Raw genomic sequence first — 25,796 nt, forward strand, 5'->3', positions numbered from 1 at the left:
GATTTTCTGCTAACGAAAAATGACGCAATCCATGGAGCACACACCACTATGAACCTGTCACAAAAATTCTTCATCGGCGCTGCAATGGCGAGTCTGCTGCTCGGCGGATGCACCTCGAAGGTGACCGACAAAGCGCAATACTCAGGCTACCTCTCCAACTACAACAACTTGCAAGAAGTGACCACCACCACAGGTGAGAAGGCGATGCGCTGGGTGAGTCCCTCATGGAACCCAAATGCCTATGACACCGTAATGTTCAACGGGTTGGAATTCTATCCGGTACCGAAACCCAATGAGCGGGTGAACCAGCAGACACTCGACGATATTCATAACTACATGACCACAAACGCTAAAGGCGTGTTAGGTCAGAAATACCGGCTGGTGTCTCACCCGGCCGCAGCACCAGCCGGGTCGAAACCCCTGATTCTGCGTGCAGCTATCACCGGGGTAAATGCCTCAAACGAAGGCATGAAATGGTATGAAGTAGTGCCGGTCGCGGCTGTCGTCGGTGCAGCGCAAGCGGCCACTGGACATCGGGACCAAGACACTAACCTTTTCATCGAAGCCGAATTCATCGACGCTAAAACCAATCAGACTGTGGCCAAAGTGGTGCGTAAGGTGTCCGGCACCCAACTTTCAAACGCTAGCCAACAAATTACCACTCAGGACTTCAAGTCTGCGATTGACAAATTGAACGCCGATCTAGGGGCCTTCATCCGTAGATAAAACTTGCTTCAATCGCCAACACCTCACCCGGCGCAAAGGCGGTAATGGTCGTATATGAGCAGATTCGGCCTGTCACAGCCGATTGCCGGGTGTTCCGGCAAGACGGCCACGGATTACGTTGAGGTAATGGCCGTTTTTGCCAAGCCGGTCAGGTCAAGGCCAGAAGTTCCCGAGTCTTGGCAATCACCAGATCAATATTGAACGGCTTTTTCAGCACCGCATCGAACAGGTCCGATCGCTCCAAACCGATATGGGCCTGGGCGCCGCTAATCAGGATGATCGGCAAATGACTGACAAGAGGCAACGCTCGAACTGCCTTGGCGAATTCGAGGCCATCCATCACCGGCATCATGAAGTCCGTGATGATCAGCGACGGACGTTCGCGTTCCAGCACTTCGAGTCCTTTTTGGCCGTTGCTGGCCTTTACGACCATGAACCCCTCATCCTCCAGCGCGTAGCCAAGAATATCAGCGATCAAGTACTCGTCGTCGACGACGAGGATGGTGGTCATGTCAATTCAACCCAACTCACAGATTTAGGAGATTGAACCGGGCAGCGCTGAATCATTAGGGACTGCCGTTGCATGTCGTGAGGCCTTTTTCAGTTCAACGCCGTGTTCATGGATAACCACTTCAAGGAGCGAGGGGTCATAGAAGCTGTCTCGTACCTTGAGAATAGAAAGCAGTCGTCGGAGTTCTGACTGAGTCTCGAAGAAACGCATCAGCATCAGGTTATCGACGATACTCGAAAGGTCCGGTGTCGGCGTACTGACCTCGGAACCGAACAGGTCACGCATCTCCCACGAGCCAAACACCGTCACGCCCCGGGCGCGCAGTTCGCTCATCAGGGCACTGTAGAAATCGGTGATCCGTGCCGGCGTGGTCGACACCCGTGCCATACCACTGAGGCTGTCGATGAACAGGCGCTTGATGCCTTTCTGCTCAACGATGCTCAACAGGTGCGCGCCAAGGCCGTCGAGCAAACCCTCCGTGGTGGGCTGCCAGGCAATGCTCAGCGCACCACTTTCTTCCATGCCCTTGATATCGATCCCCAACGACTGGCCTTTGAGCCGTAACCGTTGCGGACTTTCGTAAAAACCAAAATGCAGGCCAGGTGCGTCCACCGTTGATTCGGCAAGAAACTTAAGCCCCAAGGTGGTTTTACCGACCCCGGATGGACCCATCACCAAGGTCATGGAGGAACTGTGCAAGCCGCCGTCGATCAGGCCATCGAGTGCGCCAATGCCGCTGGGGATGCGCGTCAGATCTGCGCTGTCGGGCTGGGACGGATGGCTGTAGAGACTTTCCAGGCGCGGATAGACCACCAGACCGTCGTCGGTGATTTCGCACTCGTGCAGGCCGGTGAGCGCGCCGCTACCCCGGGTCTTGCGCATCTGGATGCGTCGAACTGAACGGGTGCCGAACAGTTCTTCACCTATTTCAATGACGCCATCGACCATGGTGTGCTCGGGGCTGCCGTCATCCAGCCGGGAACTGGTGAGAAACAGAACGGTGCAGCCGGCAAAGGCGGCATGGCCCTGCAGCTCGGAGATGAATTTTTTCGTGTCGATTGGCGAGTCGGCCTTGGAGCGCGCATTGAGCAAGCCGTCGACCACCAGCACCGTGGCCTTCTGCCGGCTGATTTCACGGCGCAGCAGTTTGACGACTTCGTCCAGGCCTTCGTTTTCCAGGGTATCGAAGGCGCTGACAAACTGAATCTCGGCGCCGACCCGGGCCGGATCGAAGAAGCTCAGGGTCGAGAGAAACTGAAACAGGCGATCATGGGATTCGGCCAGCAGCGTGGCGACCAAGACCCGACCGCCGTTGCGCGCATGATGGAACCCCAACTGGTTGGCGAGAATTGTTTTACCAGAGCCAGGACGTCCTTGGATGATGTAGGACGAACCCGCGACCAGCCCACCCTTGAGCAGAGCATCAAGCCCCTCGATTCCGCTTTGAAGGCGTTTTAGCTTTTCCACACTGCAACCCTGATCTGAACAACAGGCCATCAGGCCGGAGGTCTAAGATGCTAACGCCATTTTCGCATTCGGGCTATCGGGCCGCGCGCTTAAGCGCAAGGTAAATACAAGGTAAAGGCACTGCCTTGGCCCAGGCAACTCTCCACGCGGATTTCGCCACCCGACTGTTTGGCAAATCCGAACACCTGACTCAAACCCAGGCCCGTGCCCTGACCAACGCTCTTGGTGGTAAAAAAAGGTTCGAAGATTCGCTCGATGCAGAACGGGGCAATACCCGAACCGTTGTCGCTGACAGAGATGGCGATGAAGTTTCCGTCAATGGAAGGATCACCCCGGGTAGCCGGAATACCGTCAGCCCGGGTCACGTTGATGATCAGTTTACCGTTGCCGTGCATGGCGTCACTGGCGTTTTTGACCAGGTTGACGAGCGCCGTTTCGAACTGGCCAGGATCTGCGTGAATCGAACAGATTTCTTCAAGCTCATCGATGACCACGTCGACACCGGGCCCAACCTGCAACCTCATGGCCTCGCCGATGGCCATGACACTGGCATTCACGTCCAATGCCGACGGATTGAGCGCTTGGCGGCGCGCAAATGAGAGCAACTGACCGGTAAGGCTACTGCCTCTTTCGACGGCCTCGGAAATAGCTTCAACCAGGCGCAGACGGCGCTCCTCAGAACTGCCAGGGCGCTTGAGCAGGTCACAGGACGAACGGATGACGGTCAGCAGGTTGTTGAAGTCATGGGCAAAGCGGCCGGTCAACTGCCCCACTGCCTCCATCTTTTGCGACTGTCGCAGTTGTTCCGTGCGCACCTGGACCTGGTGTTCTAGCGAAGCGGCAAGTTCGCGCAGATCGTCCCGGGCACGACAGCGCTCGGTTGCCATGCGGGTGCGTTCGGCGACTTCGCGAATCAGCGCCAGTTCATCAGCCGTCCAGTCGCGAGCCTCGGAATGGTTCAGGTAGAGCAGTGCTACCGGCCGACCTTTTTCGATGATGGGCATATTAATGAACGAATGGGCACTGATAGCCTTGAGCTGTTGCGTACTTTCACGAGTTCGAGGGTCCTCGCCGACATCGCGCACGACGACCGTCTCGCTTTTTTTAAGATCTTCGATGTAGCTACCGTACTCGCGAAAACTCAAGACCCCGGCCAGGGTCTCGATACCCGGCGCGTTCCAGTCGCGCTCGATAGTGATGGTCTCGGCAACCGGGTCAATGGTGCCGTAGCCCACCCTGCTGACCTGCAGGGTCCGTCCGAGAATCTCCGCCGCTGCATAGGCCAGCGTCGGCGTGTCATCCAGGTCGCGAATTCGCTCGCCGATTTCTATCAAGGCAAGACGGTGGGTTTCGTAAGCCAGGAAGCCAGTGCCGGACCCTGGTAAATAGTTCGTTGGCATGTTGAGTTCGGCTCGTTGTGAGACTGCCCTTCGTGCACCGGGCAATGTCGTCTTTTGTAAAGCCAACCTTTGCTTTTGCTCATCGAGTGGTGAGCGCAAAATTGCCCTCCTATGGGCGATGGATTGCAATTCACGGCAAAAGGTTTCAATTTTTTATTGCGAGCATCATCTTGCTCAGATTAAAGCCTGTTGCTCGCACAGGAAAGCCTCCAGTTCCAGAACAGACAAGGGCCGACTGAACAGGTCGAGGATGCCATTGATCAACGACAGCAAGTGCTGGCCGCTGGTAAAAATATCGCTGATGTATTCGCGCTGGGTATCGATCATGTCGCTTGCCATCCCGTCCTGAGCACTTCGGAAAACCGATCACAGCGTTCAACGGAGTGTCACCGACACCATTGCCGAGAGGCGACTGCCGTCCTTGCGGATGTAAGTCAGCTCGTAAATGTCTTCGATGCCTAGGGACGCCTTGAACACCAGCGCGCCGAAGCCCGGCGTGATCTGCGTCTTGAGTTCCAGGCTGTGGGCTGCGACGCGGGTGATCAGCTCTGCAGGATCGGAAATGTCTGCAGGGGTTTTCATACGCTAGCAAAGCGTGGCTGGAGGGTGCGCCAGAAAATTTTCGCCAGGCTTTCACGGGAATAGATCCATGAATCCGCCCGTCGACCACTCAAGGTCGATGCCGTTATCCGAGCGAGTTGGCCACTTGCTACGGCCCATTCAGCTCACTGAATCACCCGAGCGTACACCCCTCGGTCGACGTTGCCCCCCGACAGGATCACCCCTACCTTCCTGCCCGCCATGGCTTCACGTTCCTGCACCAGCGCCGCCAGCGCCGAGGCGCCCGCCCCTTCTGCAAGGTTATGGGTATCGGTGTAAAAAATGCGCATCGCTTCGGCGATCTGCCCGTCGTTGACCGCTACAATCCGCGCCGCGCCCGCGCTGTAGATGGCAAACGCCTCGGGAATCGGCTTGCGCACCGCGAGGCCATCGGCAAAGGTATTCGCCGATGGGGTTTCGCATATCTCTCCGGCTTCAAACGACAACCTGGCGGCGTCAGCCTCCGTCGACACCACGCCCACCACCTGGGTCTTCAGGCCCAGCGCATCGCGCGCTGCGATCACCCCGCAGATGCCCGAGCCACAGCCGATCGGCACGTAGACGGTGTCGAGGTCGGGCGCTGCAGTGAACAGTTCCAGGCCATAGGTGGCCACGCCCTTGACCAGTTCGGTGTGAAACGGCGGCACCAGCAACAGGCCATGCGCCTGCGCCAGGCGGGCAGCCTCGACCCGGGCATCATCGAAGTCGCGACCGCATTCGACCACCTCGCCGCCGAAGCCACGCATGGCGTTGTTCTTCTCCACCGAGTTGCCTTCGGGCACCACGATCAATGCGCGCAAACCCAGGGCACTGGCCGCCAGCGCCAGGCTCTGGCCGTGGTTGCCGCGGGTCGCCGTGACAATGCCCTTCACGTCGGGGTGGGTGCGCTTTAGCCAGTGCATGAAGGTGATGCCGCCGCGCACCTTGAACGCGCCGGTGGGGGTATGGTTTTCATGCTTGACCCACACTGTGCAGCCCAACCGCTCGGCCAGCAACGGCCAGGCGTACTGGGCCGTTGCGGGCATGACCTGGTACACCAGGCGGGCCGCCTGTTGGATGTCGTCGCGAGTTAATGTGTGCATGGGCATTCTCCCTGGGGTTTTGCAAAGTCTAGGCGCAGGGGCGATACGTTGGCTTTCAGAAAACCGACCTGACTTTTTGCCCCGATCTTCACTACTATGCTCGGCATGAACTCGCGCAATCGCCTGCCATCAACGCTCCCAAGCGAACCGGTCCGCCGGGTCGAAGCCGGGCCGTGGGCGATCGAGTTGTTGCCCGCGTCTGCCTATGCGACCCGCTATGTAGCCACCCAGGCAGCCATCGGTTTCGCCTTCGACAGCCAGTGCGGCGTGCACGCCATCGGCAGTGACCGGGTACTGCCCTTCCTCGCTCACCCCAACGGCCTGGCGTTTGTGCCCGCCGGTTGTGACGTGCTGTCCGAGTCGTCCGGGGGCGGTGAATACCTGCGAGTGGTGCGCGCCGAGGGGCTGGCATTACCCGGCGACCAGGCTTTTAACAACCGCATAGATCCGCAAGCGATCCGCCTGGCGCAGCGAATGCGCAACGCATTGCTGCACGCCGCTGCGGATGACGATTGGCAGGCCTGGGCCCTGGCCCTGGCTGAGCGGGCGACGACGCACACCGCATTGCCCGCGCAGCCGGCAGGCTCCATCACCGCCAAGCGTCTGCGCCTGCTGGATGAGTTCATCGATGCAGGGCTTGAGGGCCCGCTAAGTGTGCAGGCAATGGCCGGCCTGCTTGAACTGTCCGAAGGCTTTTTCATGCGGGCGTTCAAGCAGGCCACCGGTAAAAGCCCGCACAGTTACCTGATCGACCGACGCCTGGCCAAAGCCCGCGCCCTGCTGCGCGACACTAGCGCCACCCTGGCCGAGATCGCCCTCACCTGCGGCTTCAATTCACAGGCGCATATGGCGACGCTGTTCCGACAACGGCTGGGGGCGAGCCCCGGACAGTTGCGCAAGAGGTGAGTGCCAGGCGTCGCCTGGGCACCCGACAATCCCGGCCGCGGGGGTGAAATGGGGACCTGAAATGGGGACAGATTTATTAACCCGACCCATGCAGCTGTGGGAGCGAGCCTGCTCGCGATGAGCCTGAGGGCGCTGCGCTGATTCAGATTACCCGCGTCACCGTTGACCTCCATCGCCAGCAAGCTGGCTCCTACAGGGGAATGGGTGGCACCACTCATCCCGCTTCAATCAGAATCGGGCAAGGGGCATTCTGCAAAACCTCATACGCCACCGAGTTGCCCACCAGGCGCTCAAACGTCGACATGTGGTGATGCCCCATCACAATCAGATCGCACCCCTGCTCACGGGCGTGGTTGCAGATGGCTTGCTCCGGGTCGCCGGCAATGACGGTGGCGGTGCATTCGACGTGACGGGCCTGAAGAAAAAGCCTGGCCTTTTCGACAACTTCTTCGCAGTGCAACTGCTCTGCCCACGAAGCGGGCGATGCCTGCCGAGACTCAAGATCCGGCGCGCTGAATTCGTAAGCGATTACGCTTACGACATGCACCCGCGTGGCGTCATCGGCCACTCTCATGGCCAACTCCAGGACCTTGACACTCTGGACGTTGCCATTGATGGCCACCAGGATTTCACTGAACATCATTGATCCCGTTTGATTGCTAGTTAAGAAAGCCAAACAACTGGGGAGTCTAGCAACCCCAAAATTGCGCGATAACTGACTTGTAAGCACTGTATGAATGCGTCCAACGCAGCGATCGCCGGGCGCCAGGTATGGGTCAGCACAAACCCTGTGGCGAGCGAGCTTGCTCGCAAAGCGGCCCCAAAACCTGTCGCCGCGTACCGATCCGTTGGCTCCCGCCAAGTTCGACTCAAACCCGGCAATCAGAAGATCCCAATGACCCCGACCTAGCAGATCTGATAGTTCCCATCCGCAACAGAATCGCAAATACTGCCTCTAGGGAAACTCTGAAAAAGACTTCCCGATCTGGTGAAATACCCACCTCGCAGCAGACCACACTGTTTGCCTTATCGAACCTTTGGATGATACGAAAACGACTATTAAATGCAGGCGAGGTGCGCCTGTGATGTGGACAATGAGCCCTGAAAAAGTGCTCTTCCGCAAAAATAGTGAACTGACAGAAGGAAAGGTCTGATTTTCGATTAAGTCGGTGTTTTTTGAACCTCAGACAGCGAGGCCGTTAAAAACGGCTGCTTACTTCAGACCTTCCCTAGGTCTACAACTCATTCGGAGCGCGCCCTTGACATCTTTTCCGCACGTCCTGCTGTGCCAATACGGCTACGATCCTCTGGACCGCCTGACCAGCCATGAACAGTCTGCCAATCATGCGTGCCAGCGCTTCTACTGCAGAAGCCGTCTGGTGACGGAGATTCAGGGGGCGCTGCACTGCTCGATAATCCAGCACGATGACCACCTCCTGGCCCAACTGCAAAGCGATGGCGATGTACAGGCCACTACTCTCTTGGCAACCGGGCAAGAACGCTCGGTGTTGAACACACTGAAAACTGACTATCCATCGCAGCCGATCAACTATTCACCCTATGGCCACATTTATTGCTCAAATGGCTTGCTCAGCCTGCTGGGATTCAATGGCGAACGGCCAGAACCGGTGACGGGGCATTATCTATTGGGGAATGGTTACAGGGCGTTTAACCCCATATTGATGCGATTCAACTGCCCGGATAGTTTGAGCCCATTTGATAAAGGCGGGTTGAATGCATATGCGTATTGTTCGAACGATCCCGTGAATCAAACGGATCCGACGGGGCGTATTGGTCTGTTCCGCGTGCCCAGAACTACCTCAGTTCGATTTAGAGGAAAACTGAGCACCCCAATTGCACAGCAGTCCCCGCCAATCACATCAGGATCAGATCTTCAACGACAGAGTGCCGCACTTACCTCCGCACGCCCTTTGAAAGTCTTTAACGCCGAGGGTTCGATAAACCCCGATATCGACTTTTTAGTAAGAACCGAAATAGACAGAGTGGCAAATCTAGATTACCCATGGAATGGTAGTAAGCCCATCGTCGCTAGATATCACAGCGACAAGCGCAGGCTGCACTTACTACGGCACGCTACCAGCAAACCTGAGCATCCTGATATTTTCAAGAACCTCGTGAATTTATCCGACCAAGGCTTCATGTTTGATCCGTCCGAGGTTAAATTTGCTCGAGGGCACTGGGAGACTCTTTCAGATACTCCGATACGAGCTATGAACCGTGAAATTCTAGCAAACCAAAAATTCATGCAGCGAGAGGCGAGGACACTTTTAGCTCAGGCGTGGGAAGTTAGGGGAACAAAAAAACGGAATTAGAGCAAATTTTCAAACGTCGATATATGGTGATGTCCCATCACAATCACATCGCAGCCCTGGTCACGGGCATGCTTGCAGATCGCATGCTCCGGGTCGCCGGCAATAACGGTGGCGGTGCATTCGATATGACGAGCCTCAAGCAATCGCCGGGCGCCAGGTATGGGTCAGCACAAACCGACTAATCTACCAATGCAGTTTTCCAGCTCTGGAGATTCGAAATGAAACTCAGAAACTCATTGGCATTGCTGATCACCGCCACCCTGGTCGGTTGCACCACTCCAGCTCAGAAAGGCGTGTCCGTGCCGCTCCAGGCCACCCGGCATAACACTGGGCAAATCGGCAATGTGACTCTGGCCAACTGGGGCAAGAAAACCGGGTTCAATTTCATCATCAGTGGCGTCCCCACTGGCGCCTCCCTGCCGCTGCGTCTCTATACCTTCATCAACAAAGGCAGCTGCCAGCAGCCTGGCCCCGTTGCCTACGCAATGAACGATCAGGTCAACACCGAGCGCCAGGCTATTCGCGGCTGGATATTCTCAAGAAGTGCACCTGTGGAACTACCCGTGTTGCTGGCCGGTGAGTACTCGGTAGTCGTGCGAACTACGCCGGACAGTGGCAACCTCGACGTTTTTTGCGGTGATATCAAGCGGGGCAGTACGGTGAATTAAGCATCGGGAGGGGGTGACGGGGATTCGGCAGCGTTAGTTTTCGGCAGTTATGTGCTCCCTTCGCCTTTTCCTGCGTCGCACTCCTCACTGCCCGCCCCATTCACCCGGAGTTCCCCCATGCCCTCGCCCCATTCCTTCCCGGCAGCCCTGCTGGGCCTGGCCCTTGCCTGTCCGGCTATCGCCGCGGCCCAGGGCATGGAGTTGGGACAGGTGCTGATCGAAGCTGACGGTCAAGGCGGCGCAGACCAGTCCGTCGAGGACGCCAGGGAGCGGCTGGCCCAGGTACCCGGCGGCACCAACGTGGTCGACCTGCGCCGGCCGCTGCAGGGTCGAGTCGCGAGCAACCAGGATGTGCTGGCTTATCAGCCGGGCATCTACGCGCAGTCTGCGGGCAACGAAGGGGTGAAGATTTCGATCCGTGGCTCGGGCATCAACCGCGCCCCCGGCGCCCACGCCTCGGGTCTGTACGCCATGCTCGACGGCCTGCCCCTGACCGGTCCGGGGGGCACGCCCTACGAGTTGCTGGAGCCGCTGTGGCTCGATCATGTCGAAGTGCTGCGCGGCGCCAACGGCTTTGACCGCGGTGCGCTGGCCCTGGGTGGGGCCATCAACTACATCAGCCACACCGGTTACGACGCGGCGCGATTGCAAGTGCGCTATGCCATCGGTAGCCACGGCTATCAGCAGCGCCAGGTCAGTTCCGGGCAGGTGCTGGGCGCCTTCGACTACTACGTGGCGGTGACCGACGCGAGCGCCGATGGTTATCAAGACCACACCGCCAGCAAAAGCCAGGGAGTGATCGCCAACTTCGGTTACCGCTTCAACCCGAACCTGGAAACGCGCTTCTACCTGCGTCACCGCCAGACTGACAACGACCTCGCCGGCCGCGTGACGAAGCACTCCATCGAGCACGACCCACGGGCCGCCAACCCGGCCTATGTCGCACGGAACGACAGCCGTGACCAGCCGGGCAGCACCTTTGCCGGCAACAAGACCACCTGGTTCATCGATGACGATTCGAGCATCCAGACCGGGTTGGCCTACCACGACTATCCGATGGACCTGCGCGAAGGCCCCAACCGTCTTAAAGTGGCGTACTCGGATGTCAGCGGCACTTTCGACTACAAGCGTCGCGATACGCTGTGGGGCCTGGAAAGCCAAAGCACTGTCGGCCTGCGGGTGACCAAACACCTGCCCAACGCCGGCGCCAGCGAATCCGTGCGCATCCCCACCGGCAACACCGGCGGGTACGCCCCGGGCACCGCCATGCGCAATTTCACCTACCAGGGCTCGGACTCTGTGCTGCACGCGGGCAACGATCTGCAGATCGCCGACGACCTGTGGCTGACCACCGGCGTCGCGGCCATCTACACCCGTCGTGAAAGTGCCGTGACCTACCCGGACGGTGGCGGCAAGACCAGCCTCAATGACTGGGACTACGCCCCGCGACTGGGCCTGCGCTACCAGGTGACACCTGACGTGCAACTGTTCGGCAACCTCAGCCGATCCGTCGAAGGACCGCACCCTTGGTCGCTGATCTACAGCGCCAACCAGCGCTTCCCAGAGGGCAGCGGCGCCGCCACGGGCACTCAACGCGATCCGATCAAGCTGCAAAACCAGACCGCAACCACCCTGGAACTCGGCGGCCGCGGCGACAGCGCGTTTGGACAATGGAGCCTGGCCTGGTACTACGCCCAGGTGCATCACGAGTTGCTCTCGGTGCTGCCGGACGCCAACGCCATCACGCCTTACGAACTCAACGCCAGTCCCACCGTGCACCAGGGTGTGGAAGCCGGCCTGCAAAGCAACCTATGGTCCCGGGAGGACGGCGGTCAACTGAGCCTGCGCCAGAGCTATACCTTCAGTGACTTCCATTACCGCGACGACGACCGCTTCGGCGACAACCGCCTGCCGGGGCTGCCAATGCATTACTACCAGGGCGAACTGCGCTACGACTGGCCCCAGGGTTTTTTCGCCGGGTTGAACACACAGTGGGTGTCCAAGGTGGCGGTAGACTACGCCAACAGCTACTACGCCGACCCCTATGCTCTGTTCGGTGCAACGGTCGGCTACAACTCGCCCAAGGACGACTGGCAGACCTGGCTGGACCTGCGCAACCTGACGAACAAGCACTACGCCGCCACGGTCACGCCGGGCTACGACGACAAGGGGCTGGATGCCGCACGGTCGACGCCGGGTGAAGGTCTGGGTGTGTACGCCGGGGTGTCGTGGAGCCTGCGCTGAGGGGTGGTCTACGCTTGCGGGTACTCTCCATAATCCTGGTGTTCGATCATCACCCTGTATGAGCCCATCAATGCTGTCGACCTTGTCGTTGCGCTGTCCAGACTAGCCAGTCTTTGCCCTGACTTCGAAGGCCCCACGCCGGGCTCATCGTTCTGCGGTGCGAGTACCCAATGCCTTGCTTAAACCGTCCCGGCGCAACAGTTCGCCGCCGAGCCTATCCTGGCAGTAATATTGCTGCTAGCGCAGAGGCAGTCTCACGCCTTCATTCAGCAAAAGGAGTAACGGCATGGATGTGTTCAATCAGATGCAACCCGCAGAGTGTGCAGGCATGGAGGACATCAGACGCGAGATTGACGCCCTTGATCACGCCGTCATCAAACTGTTGGGCAGGCGGTTTCACTACGTATTGGCGGCATCAAAATTCAAGACTTCAGCCGCCTCGGTGCGGGCCCAGGAGCGTTTTGAAAGTATGCTGGAGGTGCGCCGCGAGTGGGCCAGGACCGAAGGCCTGAGCCCCGATGCGATAGGCAAAATGTACAGCGACCTGGTGACCCACTTCATCAGCGAGGAGATGAAGCACTGGGCGGCGCAGTCGTCGGGACACTGATCCGATCTACCTGGCATACCTGTGGGTGCAAGGCTTGCCTGCGTGAGAGTTTCTACATCCAGCATTGATGTGCCAGGTAGTCCTATATTGCAAGCAAGCTCCGCTACAGTAGGTAGGCGTGACGGAACCAGCGACCTGAATGGCTTGGATCGGCGAAGCCAAGTGCACTCGCCACCCGGGCCGGTGGGCGCATGTCCATCGTGGATTTCACCAGGCTCGAGCAGGAACACTTTACATGCCAGCCATACACCCATGAACAGGGTGGAGCCTAATCGCACACCCGAACTTGTGTCAGCCCTACCCGCTCAGCCTGCTGCACAATCTCCTCCGGCGTCGCGTCCGCAGTGGGCATGATCAGGCCGTTTTCCGCATCTCCAAGATGCAACTGCAACAGATGCATCGCCGCTTCATGGAGAGGTAACTGCGCCTCCTTGAGTTCAAACACATGAGAGCGAAGTTCGCCGTTAAAGAGATATTCCACGGTGTAATTGCGCATGATCGATCCTCAGGATGAAAGAAGAGCCACTTACCATCCTGACTGATTAGTCAGCTTTTTAGTTCAACTGGGCTGACACTGGGATCGCGAGTATCTTTGTCGTATCAGCTGAATATCATCAACCCGAGACGCACATTCCCGGATACGACATATGCATCGAGAGTCATCTCTCCCAGCCACAGACTGGGTCGTGCGCAAGGCCGTGCCAGGCCGAGTGGAACGGATCGAAGCGTGGTTTGGCGGTCACGGCTACGACCCGCACCGTCACGACACCTACTCCATCGGTCGAACGCTATCGGGCGTACAAAGCTTCCATTACAAGGGCAGCCTGCAACACGGTATGCCAGGCAACACGTTGATTTTGCACCCTGACGAACTGCACGACGGCATGGCCGGAACCGAGGCGGGGTTCCGTTACCGTATGGCCTACGTGGATCCTGCGTTGATTCAGCAAGTGCTCGGCGGCGAGCCCTTGCCCTACATTGGTGGCGGACTTTCGAACGATTCCCGGCTGTACAGGGCCAGTGAACCGTTCGTGCAGGCCATGGACCATCCACTCGAAGCGCTGGAAGAACAGGACGCCCTGTTCGACCTGGCGAGCGCACTGCGTGCAGTCGCCGGCAAACCGCGCGGACGTAAGCGCCTGGATTACCAAGCCGCCAAAATGGCGCGAGACTTCATCCTCGCGCACATGAACCACGGCATCACCCTGGATTTGCTCGAACACGCCTGCGGGCGCGAGCGCTGGAGCCTGTCACGAGACTTTCGGACGCTGTACGGCACGAGTCCCTACAGGTTCATGACCCTGCGCCGCCTGGATCAGGCGCGCGGGCTGATCCAGGACGGGTTCCCCCTGGTGGACGCGGCTCTGGCAGCCGGTTTCCACGACCAGAGCCACATGACCCGGCATTTCACCCGCTGCTACGGCGTATCCCCTTCGCGCTGGCTGGAACGCCTGCGCGCACAAGGTCAACTTGCAGGATCGTACAAGCATGGCGGCCCTTCCCTTCGTTAGCCTGACGATTCTCACTTGATAGAGGTACCGTCATGTCCAGTATCCCCAACGAACCGCGCCTGCAGCCCGTGAACCTGGTGCACAAGGCATCGCTGATCGACCAACAATGGAGCCCCCGGGTCGTCGCAGAAATGAACGACTACCAATTCAAGGTGGTACGCATCGAAGGCGAGTTCATCTGGCATTCACATCCCGAAACCGACGAGGCTTTCCTGGTGCTTGAAGGGACACTGCGCATCGACCTGCCGCAAGGCAGCGTGTTTATCGGCCCCGGCGAATTGTTCGTTGTGCCCCGTGGCATGCAACATCGCACGGCAGCCGAGGGTGAAGCGAAACTGATGATGATCGAGCCACGGGGCGTTCTGAATACCGGCGATGAAGGCGGCGAACGCACGGCCACGAATGACGTGTGGATCTGACTGGATGGAGGAAACAGGCGATTTACCCTGAACTAAGATCGACAACGTGCAAATCGCCCCCTATCACAAGGAAACCGTAACCTTGCACGATAGCGCCCCGGACAGCGACGTGCTCAACCCGCTGGGAGCGGAAAACCGAGGTGAAAGCGTGTACCTGTTTCATCACTTTCTACGGTCACCCATCCGCCATGCAGTTGCATGATCGAACGGACGATGGCCAACCCCAATCCACCGGAATCATCCGGCTGATTGCGCGACGGGTCGCACCGGTAGAATCGTTCGAACAATCTCGGCAGATGTTGCGGGGCGATCGGCGCGCCCTGGTTGTGTACCGTGATTTCGAGCCGGTCCTGCAGAACCGCACTGCTGATCGTCACGGCGGTGGCGGGCGTTGCGTAACGCAGGGCATTGGCCAGCAGGTTGGCCAGTGCTCGGCGCACCAGGCCTGGGTCAGCCAGCAACTGATCAGGGGCCTGGTTGATGAGCGCTACATCGCGTTCCTGCGCCACGCCTTCGAAGTACTCACAGAGCTGCTCGATCAGCTCGTGCAGGTCGATTTGAGTGGCTTTAACAGCCGCGTCGGACTGCTCGGTGCGAGCTAGGAACAGCATGCTGTCGATCATCCGCGCCAGGCGCTCGTACTCTTCCTGATTGGACACCAGCAGGTTCTGATAGTCCTCGATTGAGCGACTATGCCGCAGGGTCTGCTGGGTATGGCCCATCAGATTGCTCAGCGGCGTGCGCATCTCATGGGCCAGGTCTTCGGAAAAACGCGACAGCTGCGCAAATCCATCTTCAAGGCGTGCAAGCATCTGGTTGAGTGCATGGCTCAGCACCCGCAGCTCACTCAGTGAGCTGAACTCATCGAGGCGCAAATGCAGGTGCTGCACATCGATCCCGGCAGCATGCCTGGCCAGCAGCCGCACCGGTTGCAAGCCGCGCAGACTGACCCACCAGCCCAGCACGAAAGCCAGCAGCGCGCCGACCGACATGGCCAGCCAGAGCTTGAATCGATAAGCCCCCAGCATCTGCTCGCGCTCACCCAGCAACTTGCCAGCGATCAGGGTGAGGCTGCGGTCACCCTGGGTGACATCCTTCCAGGCCAGGCGCACGGGTTCGAAAACGTCGCCGTCAGCAACTTGCGCCTGGGGCGTGGCTGGCAACCTCGGCAGGTTCATATGGGCCGGGTTGATTTCGATCAGCACCTGGCCGCTGTCATCGAGGATCCACAGCAGGTTGTCGCGATTGCCCAGCATGTTTTCGTAGAGCTTGGGCCGGCTGCGCAATTGCTCGATGCTGTCGCTATCGCTGATCAACGCCTGCATGCGCTCCAGGCGACCGAGCAAGGCCTGGTCATCGCGCCAGGCGATCTCCCGCTCCAGGGACTGATACAGGTAAAAGCCGATCGCGCCCAGCAACAGCGCGCTGACCAACGCAAACATAAGCGCCAGGCGCAGGCTGAGGGCGCGCGGGAACAGTTTCAAGATTGCACCTCGAGCATGTAGCCAATACCGCGTACGGTGTGGATCAGCTTGAGCGGGTAAGGATCATCCACCTTCGCGCGAAGTCGACGGATCGCGACATCGACCACGTTGGTATCACTGTCAAAGTTCATCTGCCAGATCTGTGAGGCGATCAGCGAACGCGACAGTACTTCCCCTTCTCGACTGAGCAGCAGGTGCAGCAGGGCGAACTCCTTATTGGTCAGGACCAGGCGCTCACCGTTGCGCGTGACCTTGCGCCGCAGCAGATCCAGGCTCAGGTCGCCGGCCACGAAATGCTCGACCTCCCGCGGCGGGCCCCGGCGCAGCAGAGTGCGCACGCGTGCCAGCAATTCGGCATAGGAGAAGGGTTTGACCAGGTAATCGTCAGCGCCCAGTTCCAGCCCTTTGACCCGATCGTCCACCGAATCCCGGGCGGTCAGGAACAGCACCGGGGTCTGCCATTTGCGCCGGATGACCTGCAACAACTGCCAACCGTCCAGGCCGGGCAGCATGACGTCGAGGATGATCAGGTCGAACTCGCTCTCCTGAGCCAGGTGCTGGCCGTCCAACCCGTTCAGGGCAATTTCGACCACATAGCCCGACTCAGTCAGGGCCTTGCGTAGGTAATCCGCCGTCTTCGCTTCGTCTTCAACCACCAGGATCCGCATTTTTTCCTCCAGGACTGGCGCATAGGCTAGCCCGCTTCGCCAAGTTCTCACATTACATATTGGTAATGATCGGGCAATCATCCTGAGCGCACGGGCTGGGCATCATGTCGGCCAATGACTCCCCCCCCCCGACCAAGGAAAAAGCATGCGCACCGGCCTATCGACTTCATTGCTGATCACGCTCGCCATGAGCCCTGCATTCGCCCACGCCGCCCAAGAGCCAGCGCAACGCATGGACGTCACACTGGCGCTGGCCAATGATTTGCTCAATGCCACGCTGGGCGCCTGCCATGCCGAGGGCCGTACAGCCGTCGCCGCCGTCGTCGACCGTGGCGGCAACCTGGTCGCAGTGCAACGCGACGACAACGTCGGCCCTCACAACACCCTGGCCGCGCAACGCAAAGCCTATACCGCGCTATCGACCAAAACCTCGACGCGGCTTCTCGCAGAGCGTGCCCGCAGTACCCCGGATGCGGAAAACCTCAACACCGTAGGCGAATTATTGCTGCTGGGTGGGGGCGTGCCATTGCAGTTCAAGGGCCAGGTCATCGGCGCCATCGGAGTCGCCGGTGCCGGTGGCGCTGCATTCGATGAAGGCTGCGCACTGGCGGCTATCAACAAAGTTTTACCTGCCGTTAAACACTAAGGAAACCACCATGACCGTACTAAAATCCCTTTTCGCCGGCGTTGTATTGAGCGCCCTGTCTACCCTGGCATCTGCGGCAGCCAATCCGCTGAGCGTGCATGTACTGAACCTGCAGGATGGCCTGCCCTCCCCTGGCGTCAACGTCACCCTGGAAAAACAGGACGGGCAGAACTGGGACATGCTCAACAGCGCCGCGACCAACGAACAAGGTCGCGTTACCGGGTTGTACCCAGAAGGCCACAACCTGGAGAAAGGCACTTACCGTGTCACCTTCAAGACCGGTGAGTGGTTCAAGGCGCACAAAATCTCCAGCTTCTTCCCGGAAGTGCCAGTGATTTTCGAGGTGGACGGCACTGTTCCTCACTACCACATCCCGTTGCTGCTCAGCCCTTATGGTTTTTCCACCTACCGGGGTAACTGAAACGCAAAAAAAACCCCGCAACCGAATGAGGTGCGGGGTTAAAAAATTGGTTGGTTGCGGCCAACCAAAGGAGCTCTGTAGCAAGCGTTAGATGCAGTCCTGTGCCGCACGTTCAAAACTGGAAGGCAGTAAGTTCGACGCCAGCAAGTGGCGCTCATAGATGAACACCTTGCCGCCATGGCCGGCCTTGTAGGCCTCCAGTACGTTGTCCGCCGAGATTTTGCTCGACACCACGATCCGATAGCTGCGCTGGGTCTGGGAGACGGTCGGGCTTAACGCACTGCCCTGCAATTTCGGCACGACGCAGTCGGCGTACTGGGCCGGAGTCTTGCTGGTCTGCAAGGTCAGCGTCGGGTCGTTCGGCGCGCTGGCACAACCTGCCAGCAACAACGACGCAAACGCCATGGCAAAAACAAAAAGAGCGCGCATCTATCTCATCCTGAAAAAAATTCGGTATTTGAGCAGCAGAACTGCATAGTCCTGTTCGATAGCGGCGATTTTCCGGGTATTGTCTGCAAAGTAGAACTTGCCTTTGGTGATGGTCACTATTACTTCTAGTAATAGTTGCCCGCCGCGCAGGTGGGCATGCCATCTAACAAGATCGATGAGGGTCTCTACTTGAGAACTTTTGACTTTATCCGCGACGCCGTCTTGCCCCAGTACCGTGAACGGGTGGCCGAGTATCTGGTGCAGTACGAAAGCGTGCTGCTGGGCAAACCCGAGCCGGACCGGGAGTTGGCGAGGGACACTGCCAATCAGCTGCGCGGTTACCTGCGCGGGCTGAATACCACGCGAGTGCTGGGGATGGCGGATTTGGAGGAGCTGGACCGGCGGCTAACGGAAACCTGGCTGTAACGTTGGCGAGCGTCTCTTTGGTGTGGGAGCAAACCAGCTCCCACAGTTGGATAGGCAACCACCTGCAATTATCCCCGCGGCCTTCAGGACGCATCGCGAGCGGTTCGCGATGGACGTGAACGATAACGCCTGCTCATTGGAAAAACCCGGTCATGGTACCCCTCAGCCGGGATTAGGGCCCCAGCTAGAAACATACTTTTCGTAGCGGGTACATGTATTCCCTGCACATCGAAGGCACGCCGATGCCGATGTATGAGCGACTCTCTCAAGCAAGCCAAGGGTGAGTAACGAAGCCAGCAAACTCTTCCTGTTTTTCATGATCAGACGCTCCGAATCATTTTTATTGGGGGGGGCAGCGAGCTGTTGTGGGCGACACAGGAACAAACGGGCCCATGAGACTTAACATGGACATGGTGCCCAGCGGTGTCGCCAAGTTGCCGCTTTTTCGCGACGATCTGATCGCGATCATGGCCACCGACCACCCTTTGGCGGACAGGAAAAATATCTATGCGCAGGACTTCAAGACCTACAATCTGGTGACCTATTCAACCGATCGTGCAAGCGGCTGGGAATATGACCGGTTCTTCGCCCCTGCCAGTATCCTGCCGCGCCGCATGATTACCGTGGAGCTGATTGAAGCCATCGTTGAACTGGTTCGCTCAGGCTACGGCATCAGCATATTGCAACGGGACCTGGTGAGCCCCAGCCTCGACCGCAATGAGCTTGCGTGGGCAGCACTGAACGACGGCCTCGACATCGCCTGGAACGCCATTGTTCGTCCCTCTGAACGGCAGGACAGCGAGGTCAACAAGATGGTTATGGAGCTGGAGACCTGGATCAAAAATTCTGAAGAAGAATGATTGCTGCTAGTGCTTCACGACAGGCAGCAATCGGCCCAGAGTGTGTAAAAACGCTTTCGCAAACCCTTGCTATGATTTCTGAGGATTTCATCGCAGGGATCGCCTGAACGAGCCCCATGAAAGACAGGACACCGTTTCCCCCTTACGATAAGGGATAGGCAAACGGTTATGTTTATGACTAATAGCAACGATAAGAGTGGTGAGCTTTTGGGTCAGGAGCGGCGCCGCCGCTGGAGCTCAGAGCAAAAAATGTCCATGGTTCGCGAGAGCCTTGAGCCAGCACAAAGCGTTTCGGTGGTGGCTCGGCGTAACGGCATCAATGCCAACCAGCTGTTCCTGTGGCGCAAGCTTTACCAGGACGGCAGTTTGTCGGCGGTTAGTGCCGGTGAAGCCGTGGTGCCTGCCTCCGAGCTGAGCGATGCGCTCAAGCAGATCTGTGAACTGCAACGGATGCTGGGCAAGAAAACAATGGAAGCAGAAATCCTCAAAGAGGCCGTGGAGATCGCCCGGTCGCGAAAATGGATTGCGCACTCACCCTTGTTGCCGGGGGACGACCAGTGAAACTGGTCAGCAAATGTCTCGGTGTAGCGCGCTCGCAATTAACGGTTCGACTCAAGCAATCGGTATCGCCCAAAGTACGGCGAAGCAGGCCTGTGGACGATGCTGATCTGGTGGTTGAAATCCAGCAACAGGTCAGCGAACTACCCAGCTATGGCTACCGTCGGGTCTGGGGATTGCTGCGTCGTGCCCGTGAAACCCAGTCACTACCGTCGCTCAATGTGAAGCGGGTTTACAGGGTCATGCGCGATCATAACTTGCTGCTTGAACGCCGAATCAAACAGCCGAGCGTGCCGCGTCGGCACGAAGGCCGTATTGCGGTGAAAACCAGCGATACGCGTTGGTGCTCGGACGGCTTTGAGTTCCGCTGCGAGGACGGCGCGAAACTGAGCGTGACCTTCGCCCTGGATTGCTGTGATCGCGAAGCCATCGGCTGGGTCGCGAGCCCGACCGGGTACAGCGGCGATGACATCCGCGACTTGATGCTGGAAAGCGTGGAAAAGCGCTTTGGTGACCAACTGCCCACAACACCGGTGCAATGGCTAAGCGATAACGGCTCGGCCTACACCGCCGAACAGACGCGACTGTTTGCTCGAAAAATCGGTTTGCAGCCGGTGACCACTCCGGTACGCAGCCCCCAGAGCAACGGCATGGCCGAGAGCTTCGTGAAGACGATCAAGCGCGATTACGTGGCGCATATGCCCAAACCGGATCGGGAAACGGCGTTGCGCAACCTGGCAATTGCCTTTGAGCACTACAACGAGCAGCATCCGCACAGCGCTTTGAAATATCGCTCGCCGAGGGAGTTCAGGCGCTTGGCAGCATTATTTTAACAGGGAGTTGGTGTCCGGTTTTGTAGGGGCAAGTCCATCGCCCATGAAGCGCTTTATTCAAGGTGAACATCGAGGTCAAGGAACCTTCCTTCCGGAGAGCCTCGACGATTACGTCACTGAGGCCAATCCGGTACGCGTAGTCGACGTCTTTGTCGACGAAATCGACCTGGTCAAACTGGGTTTTGAAAGTGCTATTCCAGCCGATACTGGCCGGCCTGCTTACCACCCTGCGATCCTGCTGAAGATCTACATCTACGGCTATCTCAACCGTATCCAGTCAAGCCGACGTTTGGAGCGAGAAGCCCAGCGCAACGTCGAACTGATGTGGCTGACCGGGCGTTTGATGCCGGATTTCAAGACCATTGCCAACTTCCGGAAAGACAACAGCAAGGCCATCCGAGGCGTCTGTCGCCAGTTCGTTGTGCTCTGTCAGCAGCTGGGACTGTTCGGAGAAAATCTGGTCGCCATCGATGGCAGCAAATTCAAAGCAGTCAACAACCGCGACCGCAATTTTACCAGCGCCAAACTGAAGCGGCGAATGGAAGAAATTGAATCGAGCATCAACCGTTACTTGACGGCACTCGATGCTGCCGATCGGCAAGAACCAACTGCCTCAGAGCCCAGCGCCGTGCGGCTGGAAGAGAAAATCGCCAAGCTGAAGACGCAAATGAAAGAGCTTCAAGCGATCGAAATCCAGCTCAACGAATCGCCGGATAAACAGGTTTCACTGACCGATCCAGACGCCCGCTCTATGATGACGCGCGGCACGGGAATCGTCGGCTACAACGTGCAAACAGCAGTCGATACCCAGCACCATTTGATCGTTGCTCATGAGGTCACCAACTTCGGTTCCGATCGCGATCAACTCAGCTCGATGGCGAAGCAGGCTCGCGATGCCATGGCGTCAGAAACGCTGGCGGTGGTAGCCGACCGAGGTTACTTCAAGAGTGAAGAAATCCTTGCCTGTCACGACGCGGACATCACTGCCCACGTGCCAAAGCCGATGACTTCAAGCGCCAAAGCGGATGGTCGATTCAACAAAGATGCTTTCGTTTATGACGCGACGAAAAACGAATACATCTGTCCGGCGGGAGAGGCGCTGCCCTGGCGCTTCTCCAGTATTGAGAAAGGCATGAATATGCACTGTTATTGGAGTTCGAAATGCCAGGGCTGCGCGCTGAAAACGCAGTGCACGCCGAGCAAAAATCGTCGAGTAAGACGCTGGGAGCATGAAGCGGTGCTGGAGGAAATGCAGCGTCGGTTGAACCATGCACCGGACATGATGCGAATCCGAAAAAGGACAGTTGAGCATCCCTTCGGGACGCTCAAACAATGGATGGGCTCAACGCATTTCCTGACGCGCAAACTGATCGGGGTAAGCGCGGAGATGAGTCTGAATGTACTCGCCTACAACATGAAGCGGGTTATGAACATCATCGGTACAGCAAGCTTGCTGAAGGCGATGGCGGCGTAAAGCCACGGTTTTCTCTGCTACAGATGGCGCTAAACCGGTCCATAACCGCTTTGGAACGTCAGTAATGCTGATCACGGCAAAACGCTTGGGCAATCGCATCGGCCAGGAACGCCTGGTTGACACACTCAAGATACGAAAGCGTTTTTACACACTCTGGGCCAGAAGCGGACCTTCAGGCTTGGCCACTGCCTACCATTCATTTGGAGGGAAGTACGTTGAATCAATTGGCGGTTCTGTACGGAGATCGATTTATCAGGCCGGCCTGGTGAAATTAAGGCCTGCCTAGCGGTAGGCCGTTACCGGCCAGAACACAAAAATCTGACATTCTCACAATCATATATGACGATAAAATTCCTCCCATCTGCCGCATGTTTTCGATGCATCCGAATCGAAAAACGACCAACATTTTCTTGCGCGATTTCTCCTGTAGGCTTGAAAAGATCGTCTTCAGCATCCCACTGACTCGTGATGGGGTTTTCGCTAAGCAGCAGGTTCATGCGGCGTCGACTCGAAGCCTAAGGACAGTCAGCAAGCATAAATGGGCTGACGTTTGCCGATTTCGGAATCATTGAGCTGTTCGAACAGCAAATCGATCGGCAGCGCGGCCAGCGATCGCAGGCACGGTGCAGCGCCGGCAAATTCGGCGGCGCGAACCATAGCCGGGTTCAGGTCATGGGGCGGCGCATCTCCACACGAACACGTAACACTGTGTCAGTGCGTCGTTCTAGCACAGGTGAAAATTTACAAAAATAGTAAAGGCCAAACAGATATTCCCCAATGCCTGCGCCGCCGAAGAGTTTCTTTCTACAGCATTACTTGATCTGTCCCCTAAACGCCGAAATGCGCCCTGAATGCTACGCAACAATCCCCTTTCCCCGTCCGATTATGATTACTATGGCGGTCTCCGCACTCCACCGCAGGGTTCAGGCAGCTCGCTGCGCCCACACAACTTGAGACCCGAAATGAAGTTCACCGCCATTTCTGTTGCTCGCAAACTCAAGTTTTACCAATTAGTAGTGTTCGATCAGGTGCTGCAAAGTGGTTCACTGGTGCGTGCCGCGCATGCGCTTAACCTGACCCAGCCGGCGGTGACGAAGATCGTTCATGAGCTGGAATCGTACTTCGATGCGCCGCTGCTGATTCGTGGCAATCGCGGGGTGACGGCCACTGAGCTGGGGGAATTGGTGGTGCGACGGGCCAAGTCGCTGCTGGCGGAGTTGCGTTCGTTGACGGACGAGGTCAATGCTTTTCAGGAAGGCACGTCCGGGCATGTCATGGTGGGCACGTTGATTTCTGCTTCAACCTCCCTGCTGCCCAGGGCAATGCAGTTGCTCAAACAACAGGCGCCCGGTGTGCTGGTGTCGTTGCGGGTGGGGCAGATGGACCAGTTGTTTCCGGCGCTGGCGGTGGGTGAAGTCGATCTGGTGGTTGGCCGGGTGCCTGACGATTGGCGCTGGCGCAATGAGTCACCCATGCTCGATGTCGAAGTGCTGTATGGCGAAGAGTTGAGTGTGGTGGCCGGCGCCAGCCATCCCTTGCACGGGCGCTCGCCAGTCAGCCTGGCTGACTTGCACGAGTATCCGTGGGTACTGCCAACTCGCGATTCGCTGCTGCGGCGTACTGCGGACAAGTTGTTCGCCGACGCCGAACTGGCCACGCCGGGTAATGTGGTCGAGTCACTGTCGATCCTAACCAACATCACCCTAATGCAAGATCAACAAACTGTCGCGCTGATGCCGTTCGAAGCGTCCCAACAATTTGTCAGCGCCGGTTTGCTCAAGGCTTTCGACCTGGGTGAACCGTTGCAGTTTGGGGATATTGGTTGTTTCTTCTCCAATACTCGGGCGCTAGGCCCAGCGGCGCGGTTATTTCGCGAGTGTTTAAATCAGGCCCGTTGTGAGTCCGATGAGCGCCAGTCCACCACCCTTTGATACACCTCTTCAGGTATTCCATTTCGACATAGCAAGACGCAACCTTTTTATTATTCACTAATATCCACTCTCCCTACACTTCCTCCGACTACCCATGTTTTCCGGAGGTTGATGTGTCTGCACCCCTGCAGTTGCTGCGTAATTACATCTCGGGCGAATTTGTCGCTTGCGAGCATACCTTCCCCAATATTTCACCTATCGATGGTCGGACACTCAGCCATGTCTGTGAAGCCGACCAAACGCTGGTCGACCGCGCCGTAGCAGCGGCCAAAGCCGCGCAACACGGGCCTTGGGGTGAGTACAGCGCCAGTCAGCGCGCCGCAGTATTGCAGCGTATCGCCGACGAAATCGAACGTCGTTTTGAAGAGTTTGTCTCCGCCGAAGTCGCCGATACCGGCCGTCCAGTACCACAGGCGCGCACCCTGGATATCGCCCGCGGGATTCACAACTTCCGCACATTCGCCGAGCTGATCAACCAGGCTGGGAGTGAGTGTTTCGAGATGCGTGCCGCAGACGGCAACGACGTGTTCAGTTACTCAGTACGCAAGCCCCACGGTGTCGTGGCGATCATCTCGCCATGGAACCTGCCTATGCTGCTGATGACCTGGAAAGTTGCCCCAGCGCTGGCGTGTGGTAACAGCGTGGTGATCAAACCGTCGGAAGACTCGCCCTCCACAGCTACGCTGCTCGCCGAGGTCATGCACGAAGTCGGCTTGCCCGCTGGCGTATTCAACCTCGTGCACGGGTTCGGGCCAGGGTCAGCTGGCGAGTTTCTGACCCGCCACAAGGATGTCGACGCCATCACCTTCACCGGCGAGTCGCGCACCGGCGAAACCATCATGAAAGTTGCCGCTGAAGGTGTGCGTGACGTGTCATTCGAACTGGGCGGCAAGAACGCGGCCGTGGTGTTTGCCGACTGCGACTTCGACGCGGCGGTGGCCGGCGTTTTGCGCTCGAGCTTCACCAACTCAGGCCAGGTGTGCCTGTGTTCGGAGCGGGTATATGTCGAGCGGCCGATCTACGAGCGCTTTGTGGCGGCCATGAAAGCCGGCGCCGAAGCGCTAAAAATTGGCTACCCCGATGAAGATGGCGTGAACATGGGGTCGCTTATTTCCCACAAGCATCGCGACAAGGTGTTGGGTTATTTCGAACTGGCCCGCAGCGAAGGCGCAACTGTGGTCACTGGCGGCGGCGTACCGCGCTTTGGCGACGAGCGCGATAACGGCGCCTACGTGCAACCGACCATTTGGACTGGCCTCAACGACGACGCGCGTTGCGTGCGTGAAGAGGTGTTCGGCCCGGTTTGCCACATTGCCCCGTTCGACACTGACGACGAAGTCGTGCAACGCGTCAACGACTCGGCTTATGGCCTGGCCACTGCTCTGTGGACCCGCGACTTGAAGCGCGCACACAAGGTTTCGAGGCGCTTCGAGGTCGGCATGGTCTGGGTCAATACCTGGTTCCTGCGCGACCTGCGTACCCCGTTCGGCGGCACGCGCCTGTCGGGCCTGGGACGTGAAGGCGGCCGCCATTCCCTGGATTTCTATTCGCAAATCACCACCATCTGCGTCAACCCTTGAGCCCCGGAGTTT

At 58.2% G+C, this 25,796-nt stretch carries 29 protein-coding genes and 1 pseudogene; 16 read left to right on the forward strand and 14 right to left on the reverse strand.

What is annotated here, in order from left to right:
- The first annotated feature begins 48 nt into the window (after nucleotides 1-48).
- Nucleotides 49-726, forward strand: a complete 678-nt coding sequence (locus tag L9059_RS12965; RefSeq protein WP_247291374.1) for a DUF3313 domain-containing protein — start codon at nucleotides 49-51, stop codon at nucleotides 724-726.
- A gap of 148 nt (nucleotides 727-874) precedes the next feature.
- Here L9059_RS12965 and L9059_RS12970 read toward each other — a convergent pair whose 3' ends face one another.
- The 6 genes and pseudogenes from L9059_RS12970 to L9059_RS12995 all read right to left on the reverse strand — a co-directional run bounded on the left by L9059_RS12970 (nucleotide 875) and on the right by L9059_RS12995 (nucleotide 5,786).
- Complete coding sequence (locus L9059_RS12970) at nucleotides 875-1,237, reverse strand: response regulator (RefSeq protein WP_247291376.1); 363 nt, start codon at nucleotides 1,235-1,237, stop codon at nucleotides 875-877.
- A gap of 24 nt (nucleotides 1,238-1,261) precedes the next feature.
- On the reverse strand, nucleotides 1,262-2,704 hold the full coding sequence (locus L9059_RS12975) for an ATPase domain-containing protein (protein WP_247291378.1): 1,443 nt from the start codon (nucleotides 2,702-2,704) through the stop codon (nucleotides 1,262-1,264).
- 89 nt (nucleotides 2,705-2,793) lie between these two features.
- Entirely contained in the window at nucleotides 2,794-4,104 is a 1,311-nt protein-coding gene (locus L9059_RS12980) for a sensor histidine kinase (RefSeq protein ID WP_247291380.1), read from the reverse strand.
- 174 nt (nucleotides 4,105-4,278) lie between these two features.
- The gene (locus L9059_RS12985) at nucleotides 4,279-4,431 is read right to left on the reverse strand and encodes a hypothetical protein (protein ID WP_247291382.1); all 153 of its coding nucleotides are present in this window, start codon (nucleotides 4,429-4,431) and stop codon (nucleotides 4,279-4,281) included.
- A gap of 57 nt (nucleotides 4,432-4,488) precedes the next feature.
- Nucleotides 4,489-4,680 (reverse strand): annotated as a pseudogene (locus tag L9059_RS12990) (PAS domain-containing sensor histidine kinase); the annotation flags it as partial.
- 149 nt (nucleotides 4,681-4,829) lie between these two features.
- Nucleotides 4,830-5,786 carry a threonine dehydratase gene (locus tag L9059_RS12995; RefSeq protein ID WP_247291384.1) on the reverse strand — a complete coding sequence of 319 codons (957 nt, stop codon included), beginning with the start codon at nucleotides 5,784-5,786 and terminating at the stop codon, nucleotides 4,830-4,832.
- 96 nt (nucleotides 5,787-5,882) lie between these two features.
- On the opposite strand from L9059_RS12995, the gene L9059_RS13000 reads away from it, so the two are divergent.
- A complete protein-coding gene (locus L9059_RS13000; protein ID WP_428480263.1) occupies nucleotides 5,883-6,692 on the forward strand; it encodes a helix-turn-helix transcriptional regulator in 810 nt (269 codons plus the stop codon).
- A gap of 214 nt (nucleotides 6,693-6,906) precedes the next feature.
- On the opposite strand, the gene L9059_RS13005 is transcribed toward L9059_RS13000, so the two are convergent.
- Nucleotides 6,907-7,332 carry a universal stress protein gene (locus L9059_RS13005; protein WP_247291386.1) on the reverse strand — a complete coding sequence of 142 codons (426 nt, stop codon included), beginning with the start codon at nucleotides 7,330-7,332 and terminating at the stop codon, nucleotides 6,907-6,909.
- A 619-nt stretch (nucleotides 7,333-7,951) separates the two neighbouring features.
- Between L9059_RS13005 and L9059_RS13010 the strand changes: the two genes are divergently transcribed.
- Nucleotides 7,952-9,025, forward strand: coding sequence for an RHS repeat-associated core domain-containing protein (locus L9059_RS13010; protein WP_247291387.1), 1,074 nt, complete (start codon nucleotides 7,952-7,954; stop codon nucleotides 9,023-9,025).
- On the opposite strand, the gene L9059_RS30925 is transcribed toward L9059_RS13010, so the two are convergent.
- The gene (locus L9059_RS30925) at nucleotides 9,022-9,168 is read right to left on the reverse strand and encodes a universal stress protein (protein ID WP_428480264.1); all 147 of its coding nucleotides are present in this window, start codon (nucleotides 9,166-9,168) and stop codon (nucleotides 9,022-9,024) included. The two genes, L9059_RS13010 and L9059_RS30925, sit on opposite strands and share 4 nt — an antisense overlap.
- A 75-nt stretch (nucleotides 9,169-9,243) precedes the next feature.
- Between L9059_RS30925 and L9059_RS13015 the strand changes: the two genes are divergently transcribed.
- From L9059_RS13015 to L9059_RS13025, 3 genes are all read left to right on the forward strand, one after another.
- Nucleotides 9,244-9,693: a hypothetical protein gene (locus tag L9059_RS13015; protein ID WP_247291389.1), complete on the forward strand. Its 450-nt coding sequence runs from the start codon at nucleotides 9,244-9,246 to the stop codon at nucleotides 9,691-9,693.
- Between the two features lie 117 nt (nucleotides 9,694-9,810).
- Nucleotides 9,811-11,937 (forward strand): TonB-dependent receptor family protein, encoded by a 2,127-nt coding sequence (locus L9059_RS13020; RefSeq protein WP_247291391.1) that lies wholly within the window; start codon nucleotides 9,811-9,813, stop codon nucleotides 11,935-11,937.
- Between the two features lie 286 nt (nucleotides 11,938-12,223).
- Entirely contained in the window at nucleotides 12,224-12,544 is a 321-nt protein-coding gene (locus tag L9059_RS13025) for an isochorismate lyase (protein WP_247291393.1), read from the forward strand.
- A 268-nt stretch (nucleotides 12,545-12,812) separates the two neighbouring features.
- On the opposite strand, the gene L9059_RS13030 is transcribed toward L9059_RS13025, so the two are convergent.
- Entirely contained in the window at nucleotides 12,813-13,040 is a 228-nt protein-coding gene (locus L9059_RS13030; RefSeq protein ID WP_247291394.1) for a hypothetical protein, read from the reverse strand.
- A 151-nt stretch (nucleotides 13,041-13,191) separates the two neighbouring features.
- Between L9059_RS13030 and L9059_RS13035 the strand changes: the two genes are divergently transcribed.
- Both L9059_RS13035 and L9059_RS13040 read left to right on the forward strand, forming a co-directional pair.
- A complete protein-coding gene (locus tag L9059_RS13035) occupies nucleotides 13,192-14,055 on the forward strand; it encodes an AraC family transcriptional regulator (RefSeq protein ID WP_247291396.1) in 864 nt (287 codons plus the stop codon).
- A 32-nt stretch (nucleotides 14,056-14,087) separates the two neighbouring features.
- A complete protein-coding gene (locus tag L9059_RS13040; RefSeq protein WP_247291398.1) occupies nucleotides 14,088-14,474 on the forward strand; it encodes a cupin domain-containing protein in 387 nt (128 codons plus the stop codon).
- A gap of 113 nt (nucleotides 14,475-14,587) precedes the next feature.
- On the opposite strand, the gene L9059_RS13045 is transcribed toward L9059_RS13040, so the two are convergent.
- Both L9059_RS13045 and L9059_RS13050 read right to left on the reverse strand, forming a co-directional pair.
- The gene (locus tag L9059_RS13045; RefSeq protein WP_247291399.1) at nucleotides 14,588-15,958 is read right to left on the reverse strand and encodes a heavy metal sensor histidine kinase; all 1,371 of its coding nucleotides are present in this window, start codon (nucleotides 15,956-15,958) and stop codon (nucleotides 14,588-14,590) included.
- The gene (locus L9059_RS13050; protein ID WP_247291401.1) at nucleotides 15,955-16,626 is read right to left on the reverse strand and encodes a heavy metal response regulator transcription factor; all 672 of its coding nucleotides are present in this window, start codon (nucleotides 16,624-16,626) and stop codon (nucleotides 15,955-15,957) included. Before L9059_RS13050 ends, L9059_RS13045 begins: the two co-directional genes overlap by 4 nt.
- 187 nt (nucleotides 16,627-16,813) lie before the next feature.
- On the opposite strand from L9059_RS13050, the gene L9059_RS13055 reads away from it, so the two are divergent.
- Together L9059_RS13055 and uraH are read left to right on the forward strand one after the other, a co-directional pair.
- Nucleotides 16,814-17,272: a GlcG/HbpS family heme-binding protein gene (locus L9059_RS13055; protein ID WP_428480268.1), complete on the forward strand. Its 459-nt coding sequence runs from the start codon at nucleotides 16,814-16,816 to the stop codon at nucleotides 17,270-17,272.
- Between the two features lie 10 nt (nucleotides 17,273-17,282).
- Entirely contained in the window at nucleotides 17,283-17,693 is a 411-nt protein-coding gene (gene uraH, locus L9059_RS13060) for a hydroxyisourate hydrolase (protein WP_247291405.1), read from the forward strand.
- Between the two features lie 87 nt (nucleotides 17,694-17,780).
- Here uraH and L9059_RS13065 read toward each other — a convergent pair whose 3' ends face one another.
- Complete coding sequence (locus L9059_RS13065; protein WP_247291407.1) at nucleotides 17,781-18,122, reverse strand: YajG family lipoprotein; 342 nt, start codon at nucleotides 18,120-18,122, stop codon at nucleotides 17,781-17,783.
- A gap of 189 nt (nucleotides 18,123-18,311) precedes the next feature.
- Here L9059_RS13065 and L9059_RS13070 point away from each other — a divergent pair, with 189 nt between their 5' ends.
- The 4 genes from L9059_RS13070 to L9059_RS13085 all read left to right on the forward strand — a co-directional run bounded on the left by L9059_RS13070 (nucleotide 18,312) and on the right by L9059_RS13085 (nucleotide 22,273).
- Nucleotides 18,312-18,548 (forward strand): hypothetical protein, encoded by a 237-nt coding sequence (locus L9059_RS13070; protein WP_247291500.1) that lies wholly within the window; start codon nucleotides 18,312-18,314, stop codon nucleotides 18,546-18,548.
- Nucleotides 18,549-18,952: 404 nt separating this feature from the next.
- The gene (locus L9059_RS13075) at nucleotides 18,953-19,408 is read left to right on the forward strand and encodes a substrate-binding domain-containing protein (RefSeq protein WP_247291409.1); all 456 of its coding nucleotides are present in this window, start codon (nucleotides 18,953-18,955) and stop codon (nucleotides 19,406-19,408) included.
- 174 nt (nucleotides 19,409-19,582) lie between these two features.
- Nucleotides 19,583-20,799, forward strand: a protein-coding gene (locus L9059_RS13080) for an IS3 family transposase (RefSeq protein ID WP_428480265.1) whose coding sequence is annotated in 2 segments (ribosomal slippage) — nucleotides 19,583-19,928 and nucleotides 19,928-20,799 — 1,218 coding nt in all. Because the reading frame shifts where the segments join, the coding sequence is not laid out codon by codon here.
- Nucleotides 20,800-20,842: 43 nt separating this feature from the next.
- The gene (locus L9059_RS13085) at nucleotides 20,843-22,273 is read left to right on the forward strand and encodes an IS1182 family transposase (protein WP_247291412.1); all 1,431 of its coding nucleotides are present in this window, start codon (nucleotides 20,843-20,845) and stop codon (nucleotides 22,271-22,273) included.
- A 296-nt stretch (nucleotides 22,274-22,569) separates the two neighbouring features.
- On the opposite strand, the gene L9059_RS13090 is transcribed toward L9059_RS13085, so the two are convergent.
- A complete protein-coding gene (locus L9059_RS13090; protein ID WP_247291414.1) occupies nucleotides 22,570-22,770 on the reverse strand; it encodes a hypothetical protein in 201 nt (66 codons plus the stop codon).
- A gap of 28 nt (nucleotides 22,771-22,798) precedes the next feature.
- Nucleotides 22,799-22,930, reverse strand: coding sequence for a hypothetical protein (locus L9059_RS30645; protein WP_282615449.1), 132 nt, complete (start codon nucleotides 22,928-22,930; stop codon nucleotides 22,799-22,801).
- A gap of 305 nt (nucleotides 22,931-23,235) precedes the next feature.
- Here L9059_RS30645 and L9059_RS13095 point away from each other — a divergent pair, with 305 nt between their 5' ends.
- Together L9059_RS13095 and L9059_RS13100 are read left to right on the forward strand one after the other, a co-directional pair.
- Nucleotides 23,236-24,204 carry a LysR family transcriptional regulator gene (locus L9059_RS13095; RefSeq protein WP_247291415.1) on the forward strand — a complete coding sequence of 323 codons (969 nt, stop codon included), beginning with the start codon at nucleotides 23,236-23,238 and terminating at the stop codon, nucleotides 24,202-24,204.
- Nucleotides 24,205-24,329: 125 nt separating this feature from the next.
- Nucleotides 24,330-25,784, forward strand: coding sequence for a 2-hydroxymuconic semialdehyde dehydrogenase (locus L9059_RS13100; RefSeq protein WP_247291501.1), 1,455 nt, complete (start codon nucleotides 24,330-24,332; stop codon nucleotides 25,782-25,784).
- Nucleotides 25,785-25,796 lie beyond the last annotated feature (12 nt).

The sequence above is a fragment of the Pseudomonas violetae genome (assembly GCF_023072615.1).
GTDB classification, from domain to species: domain Bacteria; phylum Pseudomonadota; class Gammaproteobacteria; order Pseudomonadales; family Pseudomonadaceae; genus Aquipseudomonas; species Aquipseudomonas violetae.

What these genes read in the sequence shown, in the direction of transcription:
- L9059_RS13090 (WP_247291414.1), bottom strand. Translation starts at nt 22,770, where the DNA reads ATGAACCTGCTGCTTAGCGAAAACCCCATCACGAGTCAGTGGGATGCT.
- L9059_RS13020 (WP_247291391.1), top strand. Translation starts at nt 9,811, where the DNA reads ATGCCCTCGCCCCATTCCTTCCCGGCAGCCCTGCTGGGCCTGGCCCTT.
- L9059_RS13015 (WP_247291389.1), top strand. Translation starts at nt 9,244, where the DNA reads ATGAAACTCAGAAACTCATTGGCATTGCTGATCACCGCCACCCTGGTC.
- L9059_RS13075 (WP_247291409.1), top strand. Translation starts at nt 18,953, where the DNA reads ATGGACATGGTGCCCAGCGGTGTCGCCAAGTTGCCGCTTTTTCGCGAC.
- L9059_RS13005 (WP_247291386.1), bottom strand. Translation starts at nt 7,332, where the DNA reads ATGTTCAGTGAAATCCTGGTGGCCATCAATGGCAACGTCCAGAGTGTC.
- L9059_RS13025 (WP_247291393.1), top strand. Translation starts at nt 12,224, where the DNA reads ATGGATGTGTTCAATCAGATGCAACCCGCAGAGTGTGCAGGCATGGAG.
- L9059_RS12985 (WP_247291382.1), bottom strand. Translation starts at nt 4,431, where the DNA reads ATGATCGATACCCAGCGCGAATACATCAGCGATATTTTTACCAGCGGC.
- L9059_RS13040 (WP_247291398.1), top strand. Translation starts at nt 14,088, where the DNA reads ATGTCCAGTATCCCCAACGAACCGCGCCTGCAGCCCGTGAACCTGGTG.
- L9059_RS13000 (WP_428480263.1), top strand. Translation starts at nt 5,883, where the DNA reads ATGCTCGGCATGAACTCGCGCAATCGCCTGCCATCAACGCTCCCAAGC.
- L9059_RS13035 (WP_247291396.1), top strand. Translation starts at nt 13,192, where the DNA reads ATGCATCGAGAGTCATCTCTCCCAGCCACAGACTGGGTCGTGCGCAAG.
- L9059_RS13065 (WP_247291407.1), bottom strand. Translation starts at nt 18,122, where the DNA reads ATGCGCGCTCTTTTTGTTTTTGCCATGGCGTTTGCGTCGTTGTTGCTG.
- uraH (WP_247291405.1), top strand. Translation starts at nt 17,283, where the DNA reads ATGACCGTACTAAAATCCCTTTTCGCCGGCGTTGTATTGAGCGCCCTG.
- L9059_RS13050 (WP_247291401.1), bottom strand. Translation starts at nt 16,626, where the DNA reads ATGCGGATCCTGGTGGTTGAAGACGAAGCGAAGACGGCGGATTACCTA.
- L9059_RS13030 (WP_247291394.1), bottom strand. Translation starts at nt 13,040, where the DNA reads ATGCGCAATTACACCGTGGAATATCTCTTTAACGGCGAACTTCGCTCT.
- L9059_RS30645 (WP_282615449.1), bottom strand. Translation starts at nt 22,930, where the DNA reads ATGGTTCGCGCCGCCGAATTTGCCGGCGCTGCACCGTGCCTGCGATCG.
- L9059_RS13085 (WP_247291412.1), top strand. Translation starts at nt 20,843, where the DNA reads ATGAAGCGCTTTATTCAAGGTGAACATCGAGGTCAAGGAACCTTCCTT.
- L9059_RS12970 (WP_247291376.1), bottom strand. Translation starts at nt 1,237, where the DNA reads ATGACCACCATCCTCGTCGTCGACGACGAGTACTTGATCGCTGATATT.
- L9059_RS12980 (WP_247291380.1), bottom strand. Translation starts at nt 4,104, where the DNA reads ATGCCAACGAACTATTTACCAGGGTCCGGCACTGGCTTCCTGGCTTAC.
- L9059_RS13055 (WP_428480268.1), top strand. Translation starts at nt 16,814, where the DNA reads ATGAGCCCTGCATTCGCCCACGCCGCCCAAGAGCCAGCGCAACGCATG.
- L9059_RS12995 (WP_247291384.1), bottom strand. Translation starts at nt 5,786, where the DNA reads ATGCACACATTAACTCGCGACGACATCCAACAGGCGGCCCGCCTGGTG.
- L9059_RS12965 (WP_247291374.1), top strand. Translation starts at nt 49, where the DNA reads ATGAACCTGTCACAAAAATTCTTCATCGGCGCTGCAATGGCGAGTCTG.
- L9059_RS13095 (WP_247291415.1), top strand. Translation starts at nt 23,236, where the DNA reads ATGAAGTTCACCGCCATTTCTGTTGCTCGCAAACTCAAGTTTTACCAA.